Origin of the sequence: Micromonospora sp. NPDC093243, assembly GCF_044753725.1 — a bacterium.
In the GTDB taxonomy this organism is placed as follows: domain Bacteria; phylum Actinomycetota; class Actinomycetes; order Mycobacteriales; family Micromonosporaceae; genus Micromonospora.
Genome location: NZ_JBIVNT010000002.1, coordinates 906,899 through 928,273 on the forward strand (window position 1 = coordinate 906,899; position 21,375 = coordinate 928,273).

Sequence of the window (21,375 nt, forward strand, 5' to 3'; positions counted from 1 at the left end):
GTACGACATGAGTTACCGACGGAGGGACACCCGGCCGCGGTTGGCACTGTGGATGCTCGTCGCGCTCGGCGACGCGATCCTGGTCCTGGCCAGCATCGGGATCCCGGTGCTCATCGCGCTGTTCAGCGTCGTGGCCGTCACCGTCGCCGGGGTGAGTGCCCGGCTGCTGATGCGGCGCGGGGCCCTGGTCCGTGAGGAGGCGGTTCCCGCCCGGGTCGCGGTGCCGATGGGCAGCCGGCGCCGGGCCTGACCGACCGGCGTCGAGACTGAGCCGCATAGGTGGCGTGGCGGCAGCCGGACCAGTTGTCAACCGTACGGTGACAGCCGATCCCGCTGCCGCCAACTGCCGGGCCGGGCGGATCAGGCGGTGTTGTTCGCGAGCGCGATCAGCCGGGTGCGGTCACCGTTCCAGTAGTTGCGGTCGACGTTGCCGCTGATCCCGGAGACGGTGCCGGTGCTGGTGTACTGCCAGAAGCTCCAGACGGGCGCGCCGGCCGGCAGGGTGCCGGGAGCGCTGGCCCAGCGGGCGACCCAGAGCGGGTGGTTCGCCCACGGCCCGGTCCAGCTGCCGGTGCACTGGTTCCAGAAGCTGGTCGTGGTGTAGATGACCGCGTAGCGGCCGGTGCGCGAGCGGTAGGTGTTGAGGAAGTCCTGCACCCAGTTGCGCATGCCGGTGGTGCTGAGGCCGTAGCAGTAGCCGCCGCTGTACGGGTTTGCCTCCAGGTCCAGCGCCGCGGGGAGGGTGCGGCTGTCCGCAGACCAGGCGCCGCCGTTGGAGGCCAGGTAGTTCGCCTGGACCGCGCCGGAGGAGATGTTGGGCCGGGCGAAGTGGTACGCCCCGCGGATCACCCCCGCGTTGTACGCGTTGACGTAGTTGGCGTTGAAGTTCGGGTCCTTGTAGCTCGTACCCTCGGTGGCCTTGATGAAGGCGAACTGGATGCCGGCGTTGCGCACGCTCGTCCAGTTGATGCTGCCCTGGTAGCGCGAGACGTCGATGCCGGGGGTGGTGGCGGCTGCGGCCGGGCCGGCGGTGGCGACGAGCCCGGCGGCCGCGGTGGCGAGGACGGTGAGGCCGGCCGCGAGGAGCCGACGCAGCGGAGATCTGGTGGGGGTCATGGGTCCCTCCAAGTAGCCATCGATTGATGCCCATCTTTGGAGGTAATCGCCCATGAACACAAGAGGGGTTAAAGAAACTTTCATTGACGGCGGCGCGGCAGGCTCCGTCATCGACGCCTTGTGCCGGTCGCCGCACAGCCCGTGACGGGCGTGATCGCCCCGTCGGGTGGGGACCTGGCGACGAGCGTGTGGGCCGGTAGGCTCGCGCCCCATGGTGTCGTTCGACGGGCTGACCAACCTCTGGGACCGGCTGATCAGCGCGCAGCCCGACCCGCCGCCACTGCTGGTGCTGCTCACCGCGCTCATCGCGCTGCTGGTGGTCTCGACCCGCCTGCCCTGGCGGGTCGCCCGTAACGCGATCACCATCGCCCACGAGGGCGGTCATGCCCTCGTCGCCCTGCTCACCGGCCGGAAACTGCGCGGCATCCGACTGCACTCGGACACCTCGGGGCTGACCCTTTCCGCCGGCCGGCCGAGTGGGCCCGGCATGATCCTCACCCTGCTCGCCGGATACATCGCCCCGCCGCTGGTCGGGTTGGCCGGCGCGTGGCTGCTCGGCGGCAACCGGATCACGCTGCTTCTCTGGGTGGCTGTTGTGCTGCTGCTCGCCATGCTGGTCATGATCCGCAACGCCTTCGGCGTGGTCTCGCTGCTGGTCACCGGCGGCGTGGTGCTCGCCGTGTCCTGGTACGCCTCGCCGCAGGTGCAGGCGGCGTTCGCGTACACCGGGGTGTGGTTCCTGCTGCTCGGCGGCGTGCGGCCGGTGGTGGAACTGCAGCGGTTGCGCGCGCGGGGGCGGATGCCCGCCTCCGACGCCGACCAGCTCGCCGGGCTCACCCCGTTCCCGCCGTTCTTCTGGGTCACCCTCTTCGCCCTGGTCAACCTGGTCGTGCTGGTGGTCGGCGCCCTGCTCCTGACCGGCCCCATCCTGACCGACGCCGGCCTCACCCTGTAACGGATCGCATCGATCATGCAGTTGTGGTGCCTCACGTAAGCCATGCGACGGGACAACCCGGGCACCACAAGTCCATGATCGACGGTGTGGGCGCGAGGCAGAATGGGCGGATGCGATATGTGATCATCGGGGCCGGGGCGGTTGGCGGGACGATCGGTGTGCGGCTGGCGGAGGCGGGACACGAGGTCACCCTGGTGGCCCGGGGCGCGCATCTGGCGGCGATCCGGGAGCGGGGGCTGACCCTGCGCCAGCCGGAGCAGGAGCTGACCGTGCGGCTGCCCGCGGTCGACGCCCCGGACGGGCGGCCGTTGCCCGCCGACACCGTGCTGGTGCTCACCGTCAAGTCGCAGGACACCGCGACGGCGCTGGCCACCTGGGTGGACGCCCCGGTGGTCGGCGGCGGCACGGCCGGCGAACGCCTGCCGTTGTTCACCGCGCAGAACGGGGTGGCGAACGAGTCCACCGCGCTGCGGCTCTTCGCCCGGGTACACGGGGTGTGCGTCTGGCTGCCTGCCACCCACCTGGAGCCGGGGGTGGTGGTGGCCAACGGCCACCCGCACCCGGGGATGCTGCACCTCGGCCGCCACCCGTCCGGATCGGACGACACCGACCGCGCGGTCGCCGCCGAGCTGACGGCCGCCGGTTTCGTAGCGCCGGTCCGGCCGGACGTGATGCGTTGGAAGTACGGCAAGCTGCTCGGCAACCTGGGCAACGGACTTCAGGCGCTCCTCGGTCGGGACATCCCGGAGGAGTTGGCCGGCCGGGTGCGGGCCGAGGGCGAGGCGGTGCTCGCCGCGGCCGGGATCGCGCACACCAGCCAGGACGAGGAGACTTCCCAGCGGGGCGACCTCGTGCAGCACCGGCCGGTCGGCGGCGAACAGCGGGCCGGTGGCTCCACCTGGCAGAGCCTGGCCCGGGGCGTCGGCTCGGTCGAGACCGACCACCTCAACGGCGAGGTCGTGCTCCTCGGCCGGCTGCACGGCGTACCGACGCCGGCCAACGCCGCAGTGCAGCAGGCGGTACGCCGCGCGGCGCGGGAGCGGATCCCGGCCGGCGAGTTCCCCCGGGTGGAGCTGGCGAAATTGCTCGGCTGAGCAGGCAACCGCCCGCACCGGCCGGCGCGTGTCCACTGCGACCGCCACGGGGAGGTAGCCAGGTGCCGGACGTCGAGGGATTCGACGAGTTCTACCGAGGTAGCCGACAACGGCTGCTCGGCTTCGTCTACGTGCTCACCGGAGATCTCTCCGAGGCTCAGGACGCGGTCCAGGAGGCGTACATCCGGGCCTGGCAGCGCTGGTCGACGGTGAGCGGCTACGACGACCCGGAGGCGTGGACCCGGGTGGTCGCCGCCCGGATCGCGGTGAGCCGTTGGCGCAGCCTGCGCAGCCGGGCCCGGGCCTACCTGCGGCACGGCAGCGTCGAGACCACCCCGGGCCCGGGCACCGAGACGGTCGAGGTGGTCGCCGCGTTACGCCGGCTCCCCGAGGAGCAACGCACCGCGATCGCGCTCTACTACCTGCTCGGCATGCCGGTCGCCGAGGTGGCCCGGGAGACCGACGCCCCGGTGGGCACCGTCAAGGCCCGCCTCTCCCGGGGGCGCGCCGCGCTCGCCGGGCTGCTCGCCGTCTCTGACCTTGAGGAGGCCGCTGATGCGTGACGACCTGACGTTCGTCGAGAAGGTACAGCGGGACCTGCGTGACGTGCGCTGGCCCGGCCCGGAGGAGATCCGGGCCCAGGCCCGCCGCCGCAGCCGTCACAAGGTGATGGCCGCGTCGACCGCGGTGCTCGCGCTCGCCGCAGCCTCCGCCATCGGGGTCGTCGCACCGGGTCGATTCTCGACACCCCCGACCGCCTCGGTCGATCCGAGCGTGCCCGTCCGTGCGGAGATCACAACAGAGGCTCTGCTCCGGCCGGCCGATCTCGGGCTGGCGTCGGCGGATACCCAGCTCACCGGGTCGGGGCTGGCGGAGCCGATCCGGATCGACGACATGCTCGGCGCCTGCCGGACGAGCCAGGGGCTGGCGCAGACCTGGCCGTCCCGATGGTCGCGATCGCAGACCCTCCTGACCGAGCGGCGGGACGGCGTCGACCTCGCGCCCGGCGACGTGCTGGCGATGCAGGACGTCTACCGACTCACGCCGGAGGGGGCCAAGGCGTTTCTCGCCGACCTCGACCAGATCATCGCCCCGTGCGTGCAGTGGCGCAGCGTCGGGCCGTACGAGTCGAAGGGGCGGGCCGGCACGGCGGAGGCGGTACACCAGTGGCGGATCGTCCAGCGAGACTTCGCGGGGGACGATGCCGCCATGGTGCAACACGTCGTGTCCGGGGCCCGCGATGTGAAGACCGGCGAGACGTTCGGCGACGTGCCCCAGCCGACCTACAAGGCGATCATCCGGGTGGGTGACCTCGTCGCGGTGCTCGGCCTCGGGCGATCCGGCACCGAGTCCGAGCTGCTCCAGCTCGCCACGGTGGCGGCCGGACGGTTGTGTCAGGCGGCGAACCCAAGCTGCTGAGCCCGCCGTTGATCCCGCACAACTTCAGGGAAAGTGTCGCCTCCGGGCCGCGGGAGGCCGCAGTTTCCCTGAAGTTGCGCGGATCTTGCCGTGGGCGGCGGGGTCTACAGCGGGATGTTGCCGTGCTTCTTGGGGGGCAGGGTCTCCCGCTTCGTGCGCAGTACGCGTAGCGCCCGGACGATCTGGGTGCGGGTCTCGTGCGGCGGGATGACCGAGTCGACATATCCGCGCTCGGCGGCCACGTACGGGTTGGCAAGCGTGTCCTCGTACTCGGCGATCTTCTCGGCCCGCAGTGCGGCCGGGTCGTCCGCGCCCGCCAGTTCCGACCGGTAGAGGATGTTGACCGCCCCCTGCGCGCCCATCACCGCGATCTGCGCGGTCGGCCAGGCGAAGTTCAGGTCCGCGCCCAGGTGCTTGGAGCCCATCACGTCGTACGCCCCGCCGTACGCCTTGCGGGTGATCACGGTGACCTTCGGGACGGTGGCTTCGGCGTACGCGTAGATGAGCTTGGCGCCCCGGCGGATGATGCCGTCCCACTCCTGCCCGGTGCCGGGCAGGAAGCCGGGAACGTCCACGAACGTCAGCACCGGGATGTTGAACGCGTCGCAGGTGCGGACGAACCGGGCGGCCTTCTCGGAGGCGGCGATGTCGAGCGTGCCGGCGAAGTGCATCGGCTGGTTCGCCACCACGCCGACCGGCCGCCCCTCGACCCGGCCGTAGCCGACCACGATGTTCTGCGCGTAGAGCGGTTGGACCTCCAGGAACTCCCCGTCGTCCAGCACGTGCTCGATCACCCGGTGGATGTCGTAGGGCTGGTTGGCCGAGTCCGGGATCAGCGTGTCCAGCTCCCGGTCCTCGTCGGTGATCTCCAGGTCGGCGTCGGCGGGGTAGACCACCGGCTCGTCGAGGTTGTTCGACGGCAGGTACGACAGCAGCGCCTTGACGTACTCGATCGCGTCGTCCTCGTCGCTGGCGAGGTAGTGCGCGTTGCCGCTGCGCGAGTTGTGGGTGCGGGCACCGCCCAGCTCCTCCATCGCCACGTCCTCGCCGGTGACCGTCTTGATGACGTCCGGGCCGGTGATGAACATGTGCGAGGTCTGGTCGACCATCACGGTGAAGTCGGTGACCGCCGGGGAGTAGACCGCCCCACCGGCACAGGGCCCCATCACCAGCGAGATCTGCGGGATGACCCCGGAGGCGCGGACGTTGCGGAAGAAGATCTCGCCGTAGAGGCCGAGGCTGGCCACGCCCTCCTGGATCCGGGCGCCGCCGGAGTCGTTGATGCCGACCACCGGGCAGCCGATCTTCATGGCCAGGTCCATGACCTTGACGATCTTCTCGCCGAAGACCTCGCCGAGGGAGCCGCCGAAGACCGTGAAGTCCTGGGCGAAGACGCAGACCTGCCGGCCGTCGACGGTGCCGTAGCCGGTCACCACGCCGTCGCCGTACGGGCGGGTCTTCTCCAGGCCGAAGGTGGTGGACCGGTGCCGGGCCAGCTCGTCGAGCTCGACGAAGGAGCCCTCGTCGAGCAGCAGCTCGATCCGCTCCCGCGCGGTCTTCTTGCCCCGGGCGTGCTGCTTCTCGACCGCGCGCGCCGACCCGGCGTGCACCGCCTCGTCGACCCGGCGCTCCAGGTCCGCCAGCTTGCCCGCGGTGCTGTGGATGTTGATCCCGGTCTCGGTAGTCACCCAGGGAATATAACGATGGTTCAGGTCGGCGCCGTTGTGCAGTTCGCCTCAGCTCTGCGCCGAGGGGCCGCAGGTAGGCGCGGGGTGCGCCGTAGGCTGGCGGAATGCCGGGCTCGCCGTACACCGATCTGGACCGCCCGCCGCTCTCGGCGGCGCGGCTGCGGCGGGCGCTGGTCGCCCCCTACGGCCCGTGGGCCCGGCTGGAGCTGCGGGCCGAGACCGGCTCCACCAACGCCGACGTGGCCGAGGCGGCCCGGGCCGGCGAGCCGGAGGGGCTGGTGGTGGTCGCCGAGCGGCAGACCGCCGGCCGTGGCCGGCGCGGCCGGGTCTGGCAGTCGCCGCCGCGGGCGGGCATCGCGACCAGCGTGCTGCTCCGGCCCGGCGAGGCCGTCGCCGAGCGCGGCTGGTCGCCGGCGCCACCCACCGGGTACGGCTGGCTGCCGCTGCTCGCCGGGGTCGCGCTCGTGGAGGCGGTGACCCGGCTGGCCGAGCTGGATGCGGTGCTGAAGTGGCCGAACGACCTGCTCATCGACGGCGCGAAGTGCGCAGGTGTGCTCCTCGAGGCGGTGCCCGGTGGGTCGCCGGCCGCGCCGCCGGCCATCGTGCTCGGCATCGGGCTCAACGTGACACTCCGCGCCGACGAGCTGCCGGAGAACCCGACCGGGCTGCCGGCAACCTCGCTGCGACTGGCCGGGGCCACGGCCACCGACCGTGACCCGCTGCTGCGGGCGCTGCTGCGCTCGGTCGCCGACTGGTACGACCGCTGGCGCACGGCCGGTGGGGACGCGACGGCCAGCGGCCTGCGGGAGGCCTACCTCGCCGCCTGCGCCACGGTCGGTCGCCCGGTACGTGTGCTGCTGCCCGGGGGGCAGGAGCTGACCGGCACGGCCACCGGGGTGGACCCGGACGGCCAACTGGTGGTCGACACCGCCGACGGCGAGCGTCATCTCGCCGCCGGGGACGTGCTGCACCTGCGCTGAGTGCCGGCTCCGGCACGGGGTGCGGTCGTGCGCCGGTGAGCGGAGCGCGCAAGATCACCTCGCTGGGTCGGTGCCGGCCGCGCGGCTGATGGCCCGTCGCGCCGTGACCGGTTACGGTCAGCGCGTCCGTTCCTGCGAGGAGGTTTCCGTGGCGTTCCCCGAAGACGTGCTCACCGAGGACGAGCACGTCGTGCTGCACCTGCATCCGCACTGGAAGGCGCTGATCCGGCCGGTCGCGGTGCTGGTGCTCGCCGTCGCCGCGGTGGTGGTCGGCGTGCTCCTGCTGCCCGCGGGCGGCGGTGGCTCGATCGCGCTCGCCGTGATCGGCGTCATCGCCCTGGTGGCGGTGCTCTGGCTCGCGCTCTGGCCGTTCCTGGTCTGGCGCACCACGCACTATCTGTTCACGAACGAGCGGGTGCTGCTCCAGCAGGGCGTGTTCTCCCGGGATCGGCGGGACATCCCGCTCACCCGGATCAACGACCACGCGATGAACCAGCGTTTCGTCGAGCGGCTGCTCGGCTGCGGGACGCTGACCATCGAGTCGGCCGGCGAGCGCGGGCAGTCCGTGCTCACCGACGTGCCCCGGGTGGGCCAGGTGCAGACCAAGCTCTACGAGTTGGTCGAGGCCCACCACGACAAGCACTCCCTGGGCGACGGCGAGATGCGGGAGATCCTCGCCGACATGCGCGAGGGCAAGCCCCTCCGCGACCCCACCGCCTAACCCACCCGTCCCCGCGCGTTTCGTCCGCGCGTTCGTCCGCGTTGATCATGAAGTTGTTGTCCCGACACGCCGTGCCCGGTGGCAATAACTTCATGATCAACGCAGTTGCCCCCGGCCGAAGCGGCCGGGGGCTCTCGCGTGGGTTGGGTTGGTCAGCGGCGGGGCGAGCGGCGGGTGGCGGCGGCCTGGAGTTCGGCGGCCAGCTCCGCGTCCAGATCCGTACCGGCCAGGCGAGCGTCCATGACGCCCGGGCGCCCCTGGGTGGGCGCGCCGGGCTGGCCGGCTCCGGTCGCCGCTCCTGGTTGGCCAACCGACGGCTCGGACTCCTCGAGCTCGGAGACCGACTCGGCCAGCTCGGCGACCGGATCCATCTCGGCCATGGTGTCCCACTCGTCACGTGGGATGCGGTGCCAGTTCTCCTCCTCCGGCGCGGGAGCCGGCTGGAAGACGAACGTCCGGTAGGACCAGAACCGGAACAGGGTGGCCAGCAGGACACCGCCGGTCTTCGCCACGTTCAACGCCAGCAGGCTGTTCACGCCGAGGCCGTACTTGGCTGCGGCGAGTACGCCCAGCTCGATGAAGAGACCTGTCGCGTTGAAGAGGAAGAACAGGACGTACTCGCGCCGTAGCGCCGATTTGGGTCGGTCCCGGTACGTCCAGTGACGATTCATCAGATACGACGTGATCGTCGCCACCACGGTGGCGATCACGGTCGCCTTCAGCTGACCGTCGACGAAAACTGTCAGTGCCAGGGCATTGAACACCGCGTAATTGATGACGGTGTTGATGCCGCCGACGATGCCGAATTTGAGCGCCTCGTGGATGAACTTCTGCCAGCGCTCAGGCAGCAGACGGACAAGACGCATGCGGAACACCTTAGGGCAGTCGGTTTAGCCGGCAGGCTCCGGCCGGACGGGATGGGCGGCAGGTCACGCCCCGTGGTCTCGGTCGTGCTTCACTTCCGGAACGGTTGGGGTTCCCGCTTCCACGAAGACGAACCGTCGGTAGGACCAGAATCGGAACAGCGTCCCGAGCCCGGTGCCGACGATGAAGCTGGCGATGTTGTCGGCCAGCGGGGTCTGGAAGACCTCCGGCCAGATGCTGCCCAGCCCGTAGCGGCTGATGGCGAGGCAGGCCACCGCGATGCCGAGCCCGACGGCGTTGAAGAAGAAGAACAGCGCGTACTCGCGCGCCGGGTTGTTGCGCTGGCGGTGCCGCCAGGTCCAGAACCGGTTGCCAAGGAAGGCGATCGTCGCGGCGATCACGGTGGAGATCGTCTTCGCGGTCACCTGCTCCATGCCCCGCATGGTGGTCAGGTAGTTGAAGAGCGCGAAGTCGAGCAGGAAGGCGACCCCGCCCACGGTGGCGAACTTGCTCAGCTCGTGGATGAGGTGACCGAACCGGTTCAGCAGGGCGCCGATCAGACCCGTGCGGGTCTGCGGAGAGCCCGGTTGCTCTCCGGTCATCGTCGCGGCCACCCGCCGAGCCTACCGGCTGCTGACACGTCGCACGGGTAGCAACGGCGAGCAGGGGCGGCCGGCACGGGCGGGCCGCGCGGCGTCCGCGATGGACATGAACAGAGCGTAACCGCAGGGACTGCGGATCCGGACCGGATTCGGCGATCCGGGAGGCATCGACGCCAGCCGTGCGGGTACTCGATGTGTGCCGCGCGATCCAGGCGCGGTGGAAGGTCCACCGCAAGATTTGCGTGAAACTGCGCGGAAAAACGGGTATCAGCTCGCGATGTCGCAGCGTGGCCGTACCTTGTGCAGTTCTTCACAACCAGTCCCACTGACTCGGGAGGCTGCCCGGTTTACGCTGAGCGCAATCCCAGGTTTCCACGATGGCGACGCGGTTCCCGCCCGCCAAGACTCGTGCATCCCATAGATCGGTCAGCGTCGACCACAAGGAGATGTGTCATGGTTGCTCCGGCTGTTGTTCGGGGTATCGATCAGGCCCCGACGTCCCATCCCAAACTTCTTGCCTGGGTCCGTGAGGTCGCGGAACTGACCACCCCCGAGCGGGTGGTCTGGGTGGACGGGTCCGACGAGGAGTGGCGCCGCCTCACCGATGAGCTGGTGGAGGCCGGCACCCTGATCCGCCTCAACCCGGAGAAGAAGCCGAACTCGTTCTACGCGCGCACTGACCCGTCGGACGTCGCCCGGGTCGAGGAACGCACCTACATCTGCTCCGTCGACGAGGCGGACGCCGGCCCCACCAACAACTGGATGGCGCCGGCCGAGATGAAGCGCACGATGACGGACCTCTACCGCGGCTCGATGCGGGGCCGGACGATGTACGTCATCCCGTTCGTGATGGGGCCGGTCGAGTCCGAGAGCCCCATGTTCGGCGTCGAGATCACGGACAGCCCCTACGTGGTCGCCTCGATGCGGATCATGACCCGGATGGGCGCGTCGATCCTCGAGGCGATGGGGACCGACGCCGACTTCGTGCACGCGCTGCACTCGATCGGCGCGCCGCTCGCCCCCGGCCAGCAGGACGTGGCCTGGCCGTGCAACGAGACCAAGTACATCTCGCACTTCCCGGAGACCCGGGAAATCTGGTCGTACGGGTCCGGTTACGGCGGCAACTCGCTGCTCGGCAAGAAGTGCTACTCGCTGCGGATCGCCAGCGTGATGGGGCGCGACGAGGGCTGGCTCGCCGAGCACATGCTGATCCTCAAGATCACCTCGCCGGAGGGCAAGGTCTACCACATCGCAGGCGCGTTCCCGTCCGCCTGCGGCAAGACCAACCTGGCGATGGTGGAGCCGACGATCCCGGGCTGGAAGGTCGAGACCATCGGCGACGACATCGCCTGGATGCGGTTCGGTGAGGACGGGCGCCTCTACGCGGTCAACCCGGAGTACGGCCTCTTCGGCGTCGCGCCGGGCACCGACTGGAAGACCAACGCCAACGCGATGCGCACCCTCGACCGGGGCAACTCCATCTTCACCAACGTGGGCCTCACCGACGACGGTGACGTCTGGTGGGAGGGCATGGGCGAGCCGCCGGCGCACCTGATCGACTGGAAGGGCAACGACTGGACGCCGGAGACCGACAGCCTCTCCTCGCACGCGAACAGCCGGTTCTGCACCCCGATCACCCAGTGCCCGATCCTGGCCGAGGACTACTACGACCCGAACGGCGTGCCGATCGACGCGATCCTCTTCGGCGGCCGTCGTAAGGACACCATCCCGCTGGTGACCGAGGCCCGCGACTGGGTCCACGGCGTCTACATGGGTGCCACGCTCTCCTCGGAGACCACCGCCGCCGCGTCCGGCGCGGTCGGCGTGGTGCGGCGGGACCCGATGGCGATGCTGCCGTTCATCGGCTACCACGCCGGGGACTACTTCCGGCACTGGATCGAGATGGGCAAGGGCGCCGACGGCGACGAGGCCAAGCTGCCGAAGATCTACTACGTCAACTGGTTCCGTAAGGACCCGGAGGGCAACTTCCTCTGGCCGGGCTTCGGCGAGAACTCCCGCGTGCTCAAGTGGGTCGTCGAGCGGATCGAGGGACGGGCCGACGCGGTGGAGACCCCGGTCGGCATGGTGCCGGCGCCCGACGCGCTGGACGTCGACGGTCTCGACATGACCCCGGAGGACGTCCGGATCGCGCTGAAGGTCGACCCGGACGAGTGGCGCAACGAGCTGCCGCTGGTCACCGAGTGGTTCGAGAAGTTCGGCGACAAGCTGCCCGGAGTCCTCTGGGCGGAGTTGGACGCGCTGCGCGCGCGGCTCGACGCGGAGCAGCCGCAGCGGTAGGTGTACCGCTTGCCCGCGCGGGGCATCATCGGATCCCATGAGGACGGCCGCCGAGACCGAGGTCCGGCGGCCGTCCGCCGTCCGGGCGCTGACCTCGCTGCTCGCGGTCACGGCGGCGGCGACCGTCGTGATCGAGCTGCTCAACTGGTGGTACGCCCCGGAGCAGGGCTTCGGCCTCGCGGTCCGGACCGGCTGGGCGATGCTGCGCTCGCTCGGCTTCCTGGTGCTGATCGGGCACGTCCGTCGCGGTAGGACGGTGGCCCGGCCGTTCGGGCTGATCCTCGCCGTGACCACGGTCTTCGCCGTCGGCCGGCTGATCGTGCCCCGGCAGGGGGTGCCGCCGCTGCCCGGGATATTCGGCTTCGCCCTGCTCAGCGCGCTCTGCGTGGCAGTGGTCTGGCTGCTCTACCGTTCCCCGGCGCTCGCCGACCATCTGGTCAGGCACCGGCCCCGGCTGGTCATCGACCGCGCCGGCATCTCCTGGCGCGAGGTGCCACCGCGTCGCCCGGAGGCCAGCGGCTGGCTGCTCACCAGCCGGGTGGCGGCGTTCACCTACAGCCCGCTCATGCTGGTACCCGCGCTGATCGCCGGCGGCGCGGTGCTGGACGGGCGGTTGGTCGCGGTGCCGGCCGTGCTGCTCTGGTTCGGCGCCGGGATCGTGGCCAGCTACGCGGTGCTCTTCTGCACCGCTTTCCTCATGCGTGGTCGGCGTTGGGCCCGGGGCCTGCTGGCGGCCGTGACCGCGGTGGTGCTCGCCGTCGACCTGCCGCTCTGCCAGTGGTTGCTCGGCCTGGACGGGCTGATCCGCGACGGCGGCCCGCTGGTGGCCGCCGCCGGGGTGGCGCTCTACGGGCTCTGGCGCGCGAACCGCGCCGAGCAGACCGGCTGACCCGCCGCTGGCCGACCCTGACCTCGTGCCCCGGATATGGGGCAGGTCGACAGCATCGACGCGCCTGGGGCCAGCCGGATCGGGACGACGTCCGTCGCCGCACGGTGCAGGGATCGAAGAACTTCCGGTGCGGTATCGGCGATGGTGCCCGCTGACCGGGGAGGATGGGGCTCGGCGGGCGCCGGTCGGGAACTGCGGGGGCCACGCCGGGGGCGGTGGGCCGCAGATGCTGCCGAAGGAGGGCGACGCGATGAGCGACGAATTCGACGTGGTGGTGGTCGGGGCAGGTCCGGCGGGGTCGGCCGCCGCGTTGGCGGCCCGCCGGGGCGGTGCCCGGGTGCTGCTGCTGGACCGGGCCGACTTCCCCCGGGACAAGGCATGCGGGGACGGCATCGCCGCGCACGCGCTGGACGTCCTCGACGAGCTGGGGGTGCGGGACGCGGTGGCCGGGTACCGCCCGCTGCCGGCGCTGCGGCTGGTCGGCCCGGGCGGCGACACCGTCGCCCGGACGCTGCCCCGGCCGGCGTACACGGTGCCCCGGGAGGTCTTCGACGCCCGGCTGGTGGCCGCGGCGGTGGCCTCCGGCGCGGAGCTGCGCCGGCACGCCGTCCGCCGGGTCGAGCAGCGCGACGACCGGGTGGTGCTCGACGGGGAGCTGGCCGCGCGGGTGGTGGTCGGCGCGGACGGCGCCGGGTCGGTGGTCCGGCGGGCGCTCGGGCATCCGGTGAACCCGGACCGCCATCTGGCGCTGGCCATGCGGGGGTACGCGGCCGCCCGGCCCGGGCCGCCGGAGCAGCTCATCGTCACCGCGGACGCCCGCTGGCCCGCGTACGCCTGGTCCTTCCCGATCGGCGACGGGCGGGCGAACATCGGGTACGGGGAGGTGCTGCGGGGCGAGCCGCTGACTCGGGAGCACCTGCTCGACCGGCTCGCCGCGCTGCTGCCCGGGACGGACCCGGCCGCCGTCGACGGGTTGCGCGCCCACCACCTGCCGCTGTCGACGCACCGGCCGTCGCCCGGCCGGGGGCGGGTGCTGCTGGCCGGTGACGCGCTGTCACTGATCAATCCGTTCACCGGCGAAGGGATCTTCTACGCCCTGCTCTCCGGAGCGCTGGCCGGCGCCGCGGCGGCCGGGTCGCCGGGGCGCGCCGCCGCGCGGTACACCGACAACCTGCGCCGCCGGCTCGGTGCGCACCTGCGGCACAGCTCGATGGCGGCCTGGCTGGCCCGGCACCGCCGGGTGGTCGACGCCGCGATCCGGGCCGCCCGGCGCGACGACCGGGTCTACCGCAGCGTCGTGGAGCTGGGACTCGGCGACGGACGGCTGGACGCGCGCACTCTCGGCATGATCGGCATCGGTCTCGCGCGGCCGGATCAGCCTCCGAGGCGGTGATCCCACCAGCAGGTCGCTACGCTGCTAGGTGATGTCTCTGCGGAACCTTATCTACTCCGTGTACGAGCGCCGCCTGACGGCGAAGCTCGTGGGTAAGCCGGTGCCCCGACACGTCGGAGTGATGTGTGACGGCAACCGGCGGTGGGCCAAGGAGATGGGCTACGTCGACCCGAACGACGGGCACCGGGTCGGCGCCGCCAAGATCAAGCATGTGCTGGGCTGGTGCGACCAGGCCGGTATCGCGCACGTCACTCTCTACCTGCTGGCCACCGACAACCTGCGCCGGCCGGCCAGCGAGCTCGACCCGCTGCTCCAGATCATCGAGGACCTGGTGGTGGAGCTGGCCGAGGAGGGCAACCCCTGGCGGCTGCGGATGGTGGGCGCGCTCGACCTGCTGCCCGCGCAGACCGCGGCCGCGCTCAAGGCGGCCGAGGAGCGCACCCGGGACCGCAGCGGCGGGGCCGAGGTGAACATCGCGGTCGGCTACGGTGGCCGGCGGGAGATCACCGACGCCGTCCGGTCCCTGCTGCTGGAGCACGCGGCCGCCGGCGGCACCATCGAGGAGCTGGCCGAGGTGCTGGACGTCGAGCACATCGCCGAGCACCTCTACACCCGTGGCCAGCCCGACCCTGACCTGGTCATCCGGACCAGCGGCGAGCAGCGTCTCTCCGGCTTCATGCTCTGGCAGTCGGCGCACTCCGAGTTCTACTTCTGCGAACTCAACTGGCCCGACTTCCGGCACATCGACTTCCTCCGGGCGCTGCGCTCGTACGCCAACCGCCAACGCCGCTACGGCACCTGACCCCGAGCGGGCGGCCCGGAGGCCGGGGGCCGGCTCTCAGGCGAGGCGGTGGGTGGCCTCGGTGAGGAAGTCGCCGAGGTCGGCGGGGGAGTCGATGGTGAGGTCGGCCGCGGTGGCCACCTCCTGGCCGGTCTCCGGGTTGGCCACCGCCACGCAGACGGCGAAGAAGTCCGGGTCGGCGGCGGCCCGCGCGCGCAGCGCGGCGAACGCCTTGATGTCGGAGACGTCGTCGCCGAAGTACCAGGCGGCACCGGCGTCGCGGATCACCTCGCCGATCACCATGCCCTTGTCCCGATCGACCGGGGGCTTGAGCTCGAGCACCATGCGACCCGCCTGCACCCGCAGCCCCAGGCGGTCGGCCTGGGCCCGGCCCCACTCCTGCACCGCCTCACCGAGCTGCGGCGCGGTGCGCCAGTGCAGCGCCACGGAGAGCCGCTTGAACTCGACGAGGGTGCCCGCGGGAAGTTCGCGGCGGGCCAGGTCGGCAAGCTCGCCCATGGTCGGCACCCAGGGCAGCGCGGCCGGTTCGGTCACCGTCTCGCCGCCCGAGTGGCTGTGCTCCAGGCCGTAGAGGCCGTAGAGGTCGACCCCGGCGAGGCCGCCGAGGTGCTCGCGGAGGAACTCCACCGGACGGGCCGAGACGATCGCGACCCGTCGCACCAACGGCGCGAGCGCCTCGATCGCAGCCACCACCTTGGGGGCGGGCTGCACGGCGGTCGGGTCGTCGTCGACCGGCGCGAGGGTGCCGTCGAAGTCGAAGAAGAGCACGGTTCCGGCCGCCCGATCGGCGGTCGTCTGCCAGGCCTCATCGGCGTTCAACGGGGTCCTCGGCTGCTGGTTGCCCAGATTCAACGGCGGCACGCGCGTCAGCGTACCCCGCTTCCGGCGGCGCATTCGTGGCCGAGACGACCCCTTGGCGAGGGCGCGGGAATCAGCGTTCGGCGGCTCCCCGTCCACGGCGTCCGAAGGGCACCACCGCCGCCTCCTGGCCGTGGCTGAGCAGGTAGCCCTCCACGAAGCCGGTGTTGCGGTCGCCGGTGTGCGACTCGATCTCGTTCAGCCGCGCCACCAGGAACTCGGTGAGCGCGCTGACCCGGTCGTTCAGCCGTTCGTGCAGCTCGGCCAGCACGGCCAGGATGACCGCGGTGCCGGCGATGGTGAGCGCGAAGAGGTTCACGAGCAGCGGAAGCTGCCCGCCGTCGACCGCGAGGGTCACCGCGTTCCCGGTGACGCACAGCGTCAGCGACACCGTGGCCACCACAACTGCCAACCATTTCAGGGTCATGGACAGACCCCTCCTTCTGTCCCGCAGGGCTGGGTTCGGCCTTGTCCCGTCCCCCCGCCGACGACGAGCCCAAGCAGTACGAATAGGGACGCTAGCGTGCCCGTTCCTGCCCCGGAGCGAAACGAATGAGTCTGACCTGCCGTTCTTTCGCCATCTGAGGAACTACCCGGCTTGTTTCCCTCGCTTTCGGACATCGACCGGGAGAGTTGGGCGATAAGCGAGGTAGCGAATGGTTTCACGGATGTGGAACTTCTCCGCGTCCGACACGTTCGGGTCGACCAGCCGGCGCAGCAGCGCCTCCACGTCCGGGTCCATCGGCGGGGCGGGCTGACCGCCCCGTGGGGCGGCGGCGGTGCGGTCCCAGCCGAGAGCGGCGAACGCGGCGGCCGGATTGAGGCCGAGGCCCTCGCAGAAGGCCACCACCCGTTCGGCCTCCGGGTCGCTGGCCCAGTCGCCGCGGACCCACCGGTTGATGGTCTGCCGGGAGACGCCGGTGCGTCGAGAGACCTCGGTGCCGCTCCACGCCCGGGTGGCACGCGCCTCGTCGAGCGCGCGTCGGACGAAGGTGGCGAAGGCGATCTTTCGTGCGTTGGCCGTCTCGGTCACCTCGTGACGGTACGGCCAGTCGGCCCGGGACGGGGTCCCCGGCACGCTGCTGTCACGCGAACGTGACGGGAGGTTCGGATTCCCGGTAAACGATCCACGGCCGCTTCTGAGGGGTGTCACCTGGGCAGAATAGATCACCGTAGGTGTCAGGGTAAACGGACGAAAAGCTGATACTGTCACGCCCATGGGACAACCTACGGTGTGTCACGTGCCTGAGACGATTGGTGCTCACATGCGTCACGCCCCCGGTGCGAGGGGGGTGTGGTGACCGAACTCGCGACCCGTGCCCAGGCCTTCAGCCTGATCGCCCAGGGGGTCGAGGCCGGCCTGAGCGCCCCCTGGCGCCTCTACCTCGCCCGGGGCTGCCGGTACCTCTCGCTGAGCGTGGGCGACCGGGCCGAGTGGAACGCCTGGCGCACCCACCTCAACTGCCCGGAACTGAGCGTCCGGGTCTACGACGCCGGCGGGGAGATCCGCCGGTCGTCGGTGGCCGAGGTGGTCCTGGACGGCTGCCGGATCAGCGTCGAGCTGGTCGAGGAGGTCAGCACCGACGACCTGGACCGGCTGCTGGTCGCCGATCCCACCTCGGTCGAGCCGGAGGAACGATGACCCGGTATCCGCGGCACACCGGAGCCGCCCGATGAGCCCGTTCCTCGCGATCTTCCTGGTGTTGGTGCTCGGCGCGACCAGTTACGCCGCCGGCCGGCTGCACGGGCAGCTCAGCTACCGCATCGGCTACCGGTTCGGCTACCGGCAGGGCTACTTCGACGGCGACCGCGGCGCCTGGAACCGGCGGCGCCGGGACGCGCAGGCCGCCATCGCGTCGGCGCTCTCCGCGACCCCGCCGAGCACGATCCGGGTGGGCGGGACGGTCGTCCGCCCCGGCACCACCTACACCGGCTCGTCGTTCACGGCGCCGGCCGCCCCGGTCACCGGGCGGCACCCGACCGGCACCCTGGTCCGACGGACCGGTTGAGACGGCCGGTGGGGCAACCCCGGGCGGGGCGCCCCACCGGCCGGCGACCAGACGCGGTGCGTCGTCCGCGGCGGACACGCACCGTCGGGGCCACGTCAGACCGGTGACGGTGGCCCCACCGGCCGGGATGCGCGCAGGGGGCATGCATCCCGGCCGGCTCCGCCGCCCGTGGCTCGGCAGCCGGCGTGCCCGATCGCGCCGGCTGCCGCTGGCCGTCCGGCCGTTCACCGGGCGGTCTCCGAAGATCCACGATCGCCCTCTAGCCGGGATGCCCGGACGCGGCTAGCGTCTAGGCATGGCACGGGGTTCTCCCGGGCCAACCGGCCGCCCGGACCTGCGACCTCGCGCACGGGGCCCCGCATCCGACCCCGTGTCCCCGGGCACCGGAGGAGGCGGAACACGGGTGGCGGGTGCCCATCCGTCGGAGCAGGCCTGTGACGACTCGCCGTAACACCGCCGGTGCCGACCAGATCCCGGCCGCGACTGCCACGACCCGCCGAGCAGGCCGGAGCCGCCGTACCGCGGCCGCCGCGCCGGCCGACCCGAAGGAGCCGCGACCAGCAGGCCAGGTCTTCGTCCTGGACACCTCGGTACTGCTCTCCGATCCTGCCGCGTTCCACCGCTTCGCCGAGCACGAGGTGGTGCTGCCGCTGGTGGTGATCTCCGAGTTGGAGGGCAAACGGCACCATCCCGAACTCGGCTGGTTCGCCCGTCAGTCGCTGCGCATGCTGGACGAGTTGCGGGTACGCCACGGCCGGCTGGACCGGCCGGTGCCGGCCAACGACGCCGGTGGCACGCTGCGGGTGGAGCTGAACCACAGCGACGACGGCGTGCTGCCGCCCGGCTTTCGTACCGAGTCCAACGACGCCCGGATCCTCTCGGTGGCGCTTAACCTGGCCACCGAGGGCAGGGCGGTGACCCTGGTCAGCAAGGACATGCCGCTGCGGGTCAAGGCCGCCTCGGTCGGCCTGCGGGCCGACGAGTACCGGCACGGCCAGGCCGGCGACCCGACCTGGACCGGGATGTCGGAGCTGGAGCTCAGCGAGGAGCAGATCGGCCGGCTCTACGCCGGTGAGGCGCTCGACCTGGACGAGGCGGCCGGGCTGACCTGCCACACCGGCCTGGTGCTGCACTCGGGGCGGGGGTCGGCGCTCGGTCGGGTGCTGCCGGACAAGACCGTACGGCTGGTCCGCGGCGACCGGGAGGCGTTCGGTGTGCACGGGCGCTCCGCCGAGCAGCGGATCGCACTGGACCTGCTGCTGGACGAGTCGATCGGCATCGTGTCGCTCGGTGGGCGGGCCGGCACCGGAAAGTCCGCCCTGGCGCTCTGCGCCGGCCTGGAGGCGGTGATGGAGCGGCGCCGGCACAAGAAGGTGGTCGTCTTCCGCCCGCTCTACGCCGTGGGCGGCCAGGAGCTGGGCTACCTGCCCGGTTCCGAGTCGGAGAAGATGTCGCCCTGGGCGCAGGCGGTCTTCGACACCCTCGGCTCGGTGGTGCACGAGAACGTGTTGGAGGAGGTCACCTCCCGCGGCCTGCTCGAGGTGCTGCCGCTGACCCACATCCGGGGGCGGAGCCTGCACGACGCGTTCGTGATCGTGGACGAGGCCCAGTCGCTGGAGCGGGGGGTGCTGCTCACCGTGCTGTCCCGGATCGGGCAGGGCTCCCGGGTCGTGCTCACCCACGACGTCGCGCAGCGGGACAACCTCCGGGTCGGCCGGCACGACGGGGTGACCGCGGTGATCGAGGCGTTGAAGGGCCATCCGCTCTTCGCTCACGTCACCCTCAGCCGTTCGGAGCGGTCTCCGATCGCCGCGATGGTGACGGATCTTCTGGAGGACACCCCCGGTTGATGACCGTTATGTAGCTATTCGTCCGCATATTTTTTGTGGTGCAAGTCACAAAGGCGTCTCTTGGTTTCCCATCAGCCTCACTGTGCGCGATGGTGTCCCACGAGCGCCCGCGCCCCGGAAAGATCGTCGAGAATCGTTCGCCCCACTGGAGCGAGATCGGCGGATGCCGGTCCGTCGGCGTTGGCCGGCGACGGTCGGGGCGCTCACGGCGCGGGATCGGCCTCGACGGTCCGGGACCGCGCCGTGTCCTTGCCCCCGACGAAGGGAAACTTCGTGAGTCGGCTGTGGAGCCGGTTGGGTGCCCGTACGGCCGCCGTCGCACTGCTCTCCGTGGGCGTTGCCGGCGGCTTCTATCTGGGCGAAGACCGGGAGACCCAGCAACAGGGCCTCACCGCGCAGGTCGGCGCGGAGGTCGACCAGGCGGAGTACGACTATCAGCGTGAGCGGCAGGCCGCCCACCAGATGCAGTCCGCCAAGCAGCGCGCGGCCGAGTACCAGGCCAAGCTGCGCGCCGCCGAGGCCGCCAAGGAGGCCGCCGAGCGGGCCCGCAAGGCCGAGCAGGCCGCCGCGTCCCGCAAGCGCGACCGGGAGGCGGCCCAGAAGGCGGCCGCCAAGCCGTACACCGGGCCGATTCCCGCCTCCTGCTCGGAGTTCAGCGGCAACCGGAAGATCGGCTGCGCGGAGATGATCAAGGCGGGCTTCGGCATCGCGGAGTTCCCCTGCCTGGACAAGCTCTGGACCAAGGAGAGCGGCTGGAACCACAAGGCCCGCAACTCCTCGTCCGGGGCGTACGGCATTCCGCAGGCGCTGCCGGGCAGCAAGATGGGCTCGGTCGCCGACGACTGGCAGACCAACCCGGCGACCCAGATCAAGTGGGGCCTGGGCTACATCGAGGGCCGCTACGGCACGCCCTGCAAGGCGTGGGCGCACTCGCAGGACGTGGGCTGGTACTGATCCGGATGTGAGACCGGCGGGGCGGATGGATCACCATCTGCCCCGCCGTCGCCGTCCGGGCGGCCGGGACGCGAGTGGCGGTCGGCCCCGTTTGCTGATAGCAGTTGGAGGGTGACCCTGCTCCCCGGAAGTGGCGACCCCCACCGGTTCGGTACCGAGGCGTTCTACGCCGCCCTCGGTCGGGCCTTCGTCGCGATGTGCGCGGTGGTGCCGTTCCTCTTCCTCATCGAAGCCCTCGACCAGGGTCTCGCCTTCAGTCTCGACACCACGGCCGGGATCATCCCGCAGCGCATCGACGGCCTCGACGGGGTCTTCTTCTCGCCGTTCCTGCACCACGGCTTCGACCACCTCTACAGCAACAGCATCCCGCTGATCCTGCTCGGCACCTTCGTGCTCGCCGCGGGCGCCCGCCGGTTCCTCTGGTCCACCCTGGTGATCATCCTGGTCAGCGGGCTCGGCGTCTGGTTCACCGGCTCGCCCAACTCGGTGGTGGTCGGGGCGAGCGGCGTCATCTTCGGCTACCTGGGGATCCTGCTCACCCGCGGCATCGTCGAGCGCAGCTGGTGGAACTTCGCGGTCTTCCTGCTGGTCGGCCTGCTCTACGGCTGGCAGTTGGTCGGCATCCTCCCCACCGACGAGCGGATCTCCTGGCAGGGGCACCTGTTCGGGCTCCTCGGCGGGGTCGTTGCCGCGATCCTGTTCCGCCGGCGTCGCATCGACCGGGGTGGCCCCTACCACTCGGAGTCCTCGCTAACCCTGCCCTGAGCCGGGCCGCGCGGCACCCCGTTCGGATCGACGACCCGGCCGCGCCGGATCGGGACGTGCTTGCCCGGGCGGCGTCGCCGCCCTACCGTCGGCATCAGCACGCGTTGATCCGCGAGCG

The 21,375-nt window shown here is 71.3% G+C and carries 22 protein-coding genes and 1 pseudogene; 16 read left to right on the top strand and 7 right to left on the bottom strand.

Features of this window, described 5'->3' with window-relative positions:
• Positions 1-7 precede the first annotated feature (7 nt).
• Complete coding sequence (locus tag ACIP9D_RS09070; RefSeq protein WP_350867347.1) at positions 8-250, top strand: hypothetical protein; 243 nt, start codon at positions 8-10, stop codon at positions 248-250.
• A gap of 110 nt (positions 251-360) precedes the next feature.
• On the opposite strand, the gene ACIP9D_RS09075 is transcribed toward ACIP9D_RS09070, so the two are convergent.
• Positions 361-1,116 (bottom strand): GH25 family lysozyme, encoded by a 756-nt coding sequence (locus ACIP9D_RS09075; RefSeq protein WP_350867346.1) that lies wholly within the window; start codon positions 1,114-1,116, stop codon positions 361-363.
• Positions 1,117-1,327: 211 nt separating this feature from the next.
• On the opposite strand from ACIP9D_RS09075, the gene ACIP9D_RS09080 reads away from it, so the two are divergent.
• From ACIP9D_RS09080 to ACIP9D_RS09095, 4 genes are all read left to right on the top strand, one after another.
• Positions 1,328-2,071, top strand: coding sequence for a M50 family metallopeptidase (locus tag ACIP9D_RS09080; RefSeq protein ID WP_350867345.1), 744 nt, complete (start codon positions 1,328-1,330; stop codon positions 2,069-2,071).
• A gap of 110 nt (positions 2,072-2,181) precedes the next feature.
• Complete coding sequence (locus ACIP9D_RS09085) at positions 2,182-3,165, top strand: 2-dehydropantoate 2-reductase N-terminal domain-containing protein (RefSeq protein WP_350867343.1); 984 nt, start codon at positions 2,182-2,184, stop codon at positions 3,163-3,165.
• Positions 3,166-3,227: 62 nt separating this feature from the next.
• Complete coding sequence (locus ACIP9D_RS09090; protein WP_350867342.1) at positions 3,228-3,728, top strand: SigE family RNA polymerase sigma factor; 501 nt, start codon at positions 3,228-3,230, stop codon at positions 3,726-3,728.
• The gene (locus ACIP9D_RS09095; protein WP_350867340.1) at positions 3,721-4,584 is read left to right on the top strand and encodes a hypothetical protein; all 864 of its coding nucleotides are present in this window, start codon (positions 3,721-3,723) and stop codon (positions 4,582-4,584) included. The genes ACIP9D_RS09090 and ACIP9D_RS09095 overlap by 8 nt, the downstream gene beginning before the upstream one ends.
• 104 nt (positions 4,585-4,688) lie before the next feature.
• Here the strand turns inward: ACIP9D_RS09095 and ACIP9D_RS09100 are convergent, their stop codons facing one another.
• Complete coding sequence (locus ACIP9D_RS09100) at positions 4,689-6,272, bottom strand: acyl-CoA carboxylase subunit beta (RefSeq protein WP_350867338.1); 1,584 nt, start codon at positions 6,270-6,272, stop codon at positions 4,689-4,691.
• A gap of 104 nt (positions 6,273-6,376) precedes the next feature.
• On the opposite strand from ACIP9D_RS09100, the gene ACIP9D_RS09105 reads away from it, so the two are divergent.
• Both ACIP9D_RS09105 and ACIP9D_RS09110 read left to right on the top strand, forming a co-directional pair.
• The gene (locus ACIP9D_RS09105) at positions 6,377-7,252 is read left to right on the top strand and encodes a biotin--[acetyl-CoA-carboxylase] ligase (protein WP_350867336.1); all 876 of its coding nucleotides are present in this window, start codon (positions 6,377-6,379) and stop codon (positions 7,250-7,252) included.
• Positions 7,253-7,400: 148 nt separating this feature from the next.
• Entirely contained in the window at positions 7,401-7,973 is a 573-nt protein-coding gene (locus ACIP9D_RS09110) for a PH domain-containing protein (RefSeq protein ID WP_350867334.1), read from the top strand.
• A gap of 152 nt (positions 7,974-8,125) precedes the next feature.
• Here ACIP9D_RS09110 and ACIP9D_RS09115 read toward each other — a convergent pair whose 3' ends face one another.
• Together ACIP9D_RS09115 and ACIP9D_RS09120 are read right to left on the bottom strand one after the other, a co-directional pair.
• A complete protein-coding gene (locus ACIP9D_RS09115; protein WP_350867332.1) occupies positions 8,126-8,839 on the bottom strand; it encodes a GtrA family protein in 714 nt (237 codons plus the stop codon).
• A gap of 63 nt (positions 8,840-8,902) precedes the next feature.
• Positions 8,903-9,753, bottom strand: a pseudogene (locus ACIP9D_RS09120) (GtrA family protein).
• A 139-nt stretch (positions 9,754-9,892) separates the two neighbouring features.
• Between ACIP9D_RS09120 and ACIP9D_RS09125 the strand changes: the two are divergent.
• The 4 genes from ACIP9D_RS09125 to ACIP9D_RS09140 all read left to right on the top strand — a co-directional run bounded on the left by ACIP9D_RS09125 (position 9,893) and on the right by ACIP9D_RS09140 (position 14,821).
• A complete protein-coding gene (locus ACIP9D_RS09125) occupies positions 9,893-11,737 on the top strand; it encodes a phosphoenolpyruvate carboxykinase (GTP) (RefSeq protein ID WP_350867330.1) in 1,845 nt (614 codons plus the stop codon).
• Positions 11,738-11,774: 37 nt separating this feature from the next.
• On the top strand, positions 11,775-12,626 hold the full coding sequence (locus ACIP9D_RS09130; RefSeq protein WP_350867328.1) for a hypothetical protein: 852 nt from the start codon (positions 11,775-11,777) through the stop codon (positions 12,624-12,626).
• Positions 12,627-12,876: 250 nt separating this feature from the next.
• A complete protein-coding gene (locus ACIP9D_RS09135) occupies positions 12,877-14,019 on the top strand; it encodes a geranylgeranyl reductase family protein (protein WP_400449586.1) in 1,143 nt (380 codons plus the stop codon).
• A gap of 31 nt (positions 14,020-14,050) precedes the next feature.
• Complete coding sequence (locus ACIP9D_RS09140) at positions 14,051-14,821, top strand: isoprenyl transferase (RefSeq protein ID WP_350867324.1); 771 nt, start codon at positions 14,051-14,053, stop codon at positions 14,819-14,821.
• Positions 14,822-14,857: 36 nt separating this feature from the next.
• Here the strand turns inward: ACIP9D_RS09140 and otsB are convergent, their stop codons facing one another.
• The 3 genes from otsB to ACIP9D_RS09155 form a co-directional block, all read right to left on the bottom strand.
• Positions 14,858-15,682 (bottom strand): trehalose-phosphatase, encoded by an 825-nt coding sequence (gene otsB, locus ACIP9D_RS09145; RefSeq protein WP_350867322.1) that lies wholly within the window; start codon positions 15,680-15,682, stop codon positions 14,858-14,860.
• A gap of 70 nt (positions 15,683-15,752) precedes the next feature.
• Positions 15,753-16,106 carry a hypothetical protein gene (locus ACIP9D_RS09150; RefSeq protein ID WP_350867320.1) on the bottom strand — a complete coding sequence of 118 codons (354 nt, stop codon included), beginning with the start codon at positions 16,104-16,106 and terminating at the stop codon, positions 15,753-15,755.
• 162 nt (positions 16,107-16,268) lie between these two features.
• Entirely contained in the window at positions 16,269-16,712 is a 444-nt protein-coding gene (locus ACIP9D_RS09155) for an XRE family transcriptional regulator (RefSeq protein WP_350867318.1), read from the bottom strand.
• 264 nt (positions 16,713-16,976) lie between these two features.
• Here ACIP9D_RS09155 and ACIP9D_RS09160 point away from each other — a divergent pair, with 264 nt between their 5' ends.
• The 5 genes from ACIP9D_RS09160 to ACIP9D_RS09180 all read left to right on the top strand — a co-directional run bounded on the left by ACIP9D_RS09160 (position 16,977) and on the right by ACIP9D_RS09180 (position 21,257).
• On the top strand, positions 16,977-17,321 hold the full coding sequence (locus ACIP9D_RS09160) for a hypothetical protein (RefSeq protein WP_350867316.1): 345 nt from the start codon (positions 16,977-16,979) through the stop codon (positions 17,319-17,321).
• A 31-nt stretch (positions 17,322-17,352) separates the two neighbouring features.
• A complete protein-coding gene (locus ACIP9D_RS09165; protein WP_350867314.1) occupies positions 17,353-17,688 on the top strand; it encodes a hypothetical protein in 336 nt (111 codons plus the stop codon).
• A gap of 434 nt (positions 17,689-18,122) precedes the next feature.
• Complete coding sequence (locus ACIP9D_RS09170; RefSeq protein WP_350867312.1) at positions 18,123-19,538, top strand: PhoH family protein; 1,416 nt, start codon at positions 18,123-18,125, stop codon at positions 19,536-19,538.
• Positions 19,539-19,811: 273 nt separating this feature from the next.
• Positions 19,812-20,492: a lytic transglycosylase domain-containing protein gene (locus ACIP9D_RS09175; protein ID WP_350867311.1), complete on the top strand. Its 681-nt coding sequence runs from the start codon at positions 19,812-19,814 to the stop codon at positions 20,490-20,492.
• A 111-nt stretch (positions 20,493-20,603) separates the two neighbouring features.
• Positions 20,604-21,257 carry a rhomboid family intramembrane serine protease gene (locus ACIP9D_RS09180; protein ID WP_350867309.1) on the top strand — a complete coding sequence of 218 codons (654 nt, stop codon included), beginning with the start codon at positions 20,604-20,606 and terminating at the stop codon, positions 21,255-21,257.
• The last annotated feature ends 118 nt before the right edge of the window (positions 21,258-21,375 follow it).

What these genes read in the sequence shown, in the direction of transcription:
- ACIP9D_RS09070 (WP_350867347.1), top strand. Translation starts at nt 8, where the DNA reads ATGAGTTACCGACGGAGGGACACCCGGCCGCGGTTGGCACTGTGGATG.
- ACIP9D_RS09075 (WP_350867346.1), bottom strand. Translation starts at nt 1,116, where the DNA reads ATGACCCCCACCAGATCTCCGCTGCGTCGGCTCCTCGCGGCCGGCCTC.
- ACIP9D_RS09080 (WP_350867345.1), top strand. Translation starts at nt 1,328, where the DNA reads ATGGTGTCGTTCGACGGGCTGACCAACCTCTGGGACCGGCTGATCAGC.
- ACIP9D_RS09085 (WP_350867343.1), top strand. Translation starts at nt 2,182, where the DNA reads ATGCGATATGTGATCATCGGGGCCGGGGCGGTTGGCGGGACGATCGGT.
- ACIP9D_RS09095 (WP_350867340.1), top strand. Translation starts at nt 3,721, where the DNA reads ATGCGTGACGACCTGACGTTCGTCGAGAAGGTACAGCGGGACCTGCGT.
- ACIP9D_RS09105 (WP_350867336.1), top strand. Translation starts at nt 6,377, where the DNA reads ATGCCGGGCTCGCCGTACACCGATCTGGACCGCCCGCCGCTCTCGGCG.
- ACIP9D_RS09115 (WP_350867332.1), bottom strand. Translation starts at nt 8,839, where the DNA reads ATGCGTCTTGTCCGTCTGCTGCCTGAGCGCTGGCAGAAGTTCATCCAC.
- ACIP9D_RS09125 (WP_350867330.1), top strand. Translation starts at nt 9,893, where the DNA reads ATGGTTGCTCCGGCTGTTGTTCGGGGTATCGATCAGGCCCCGACGTCC.
- ACIP9D_RS09130 (WP_350867328.1), top strand. Translation starts at nt 11,775, where the DNA reads ATGAGGACGGCCGCCGAGACCGAGGTCCGGCGGCCGTCCGCCGTCCGG.
- ACIP9D_RS09135 (WP_400449586.1), top strand. Translation starts at nt 12,877, where the DNA reads ATGAGCGACGAATTCGACGTGGTGGTGGTCGGGGCAGGTCCGGCGGGG.
- ACIP9D_RS09140 (WP_350867324.1), top strand. Translation starts at nt 14,051, where the DNA reads ATGTCTCTGCGGAACCTTATCTACTCCGTGTACGAGCGCCGCCTGACG.
- ACIP9D_RS09150 (WP_350867320.1), bottom strand. Translation starts at nt 16,106, where the DNA reads ATGACCCTGAAATGGTTGGCAGTTGTGGTGGCCACGGTGTCGCTGACG.
- ACIP9D_RS09165 (WP_350867314.1), top strand. Translation starts at nt 17,353, where the DNA reads ATGAGCCCGTTCCTCGCGATCTTCCTGGTGTTGGTGCTCGGCGCGACC.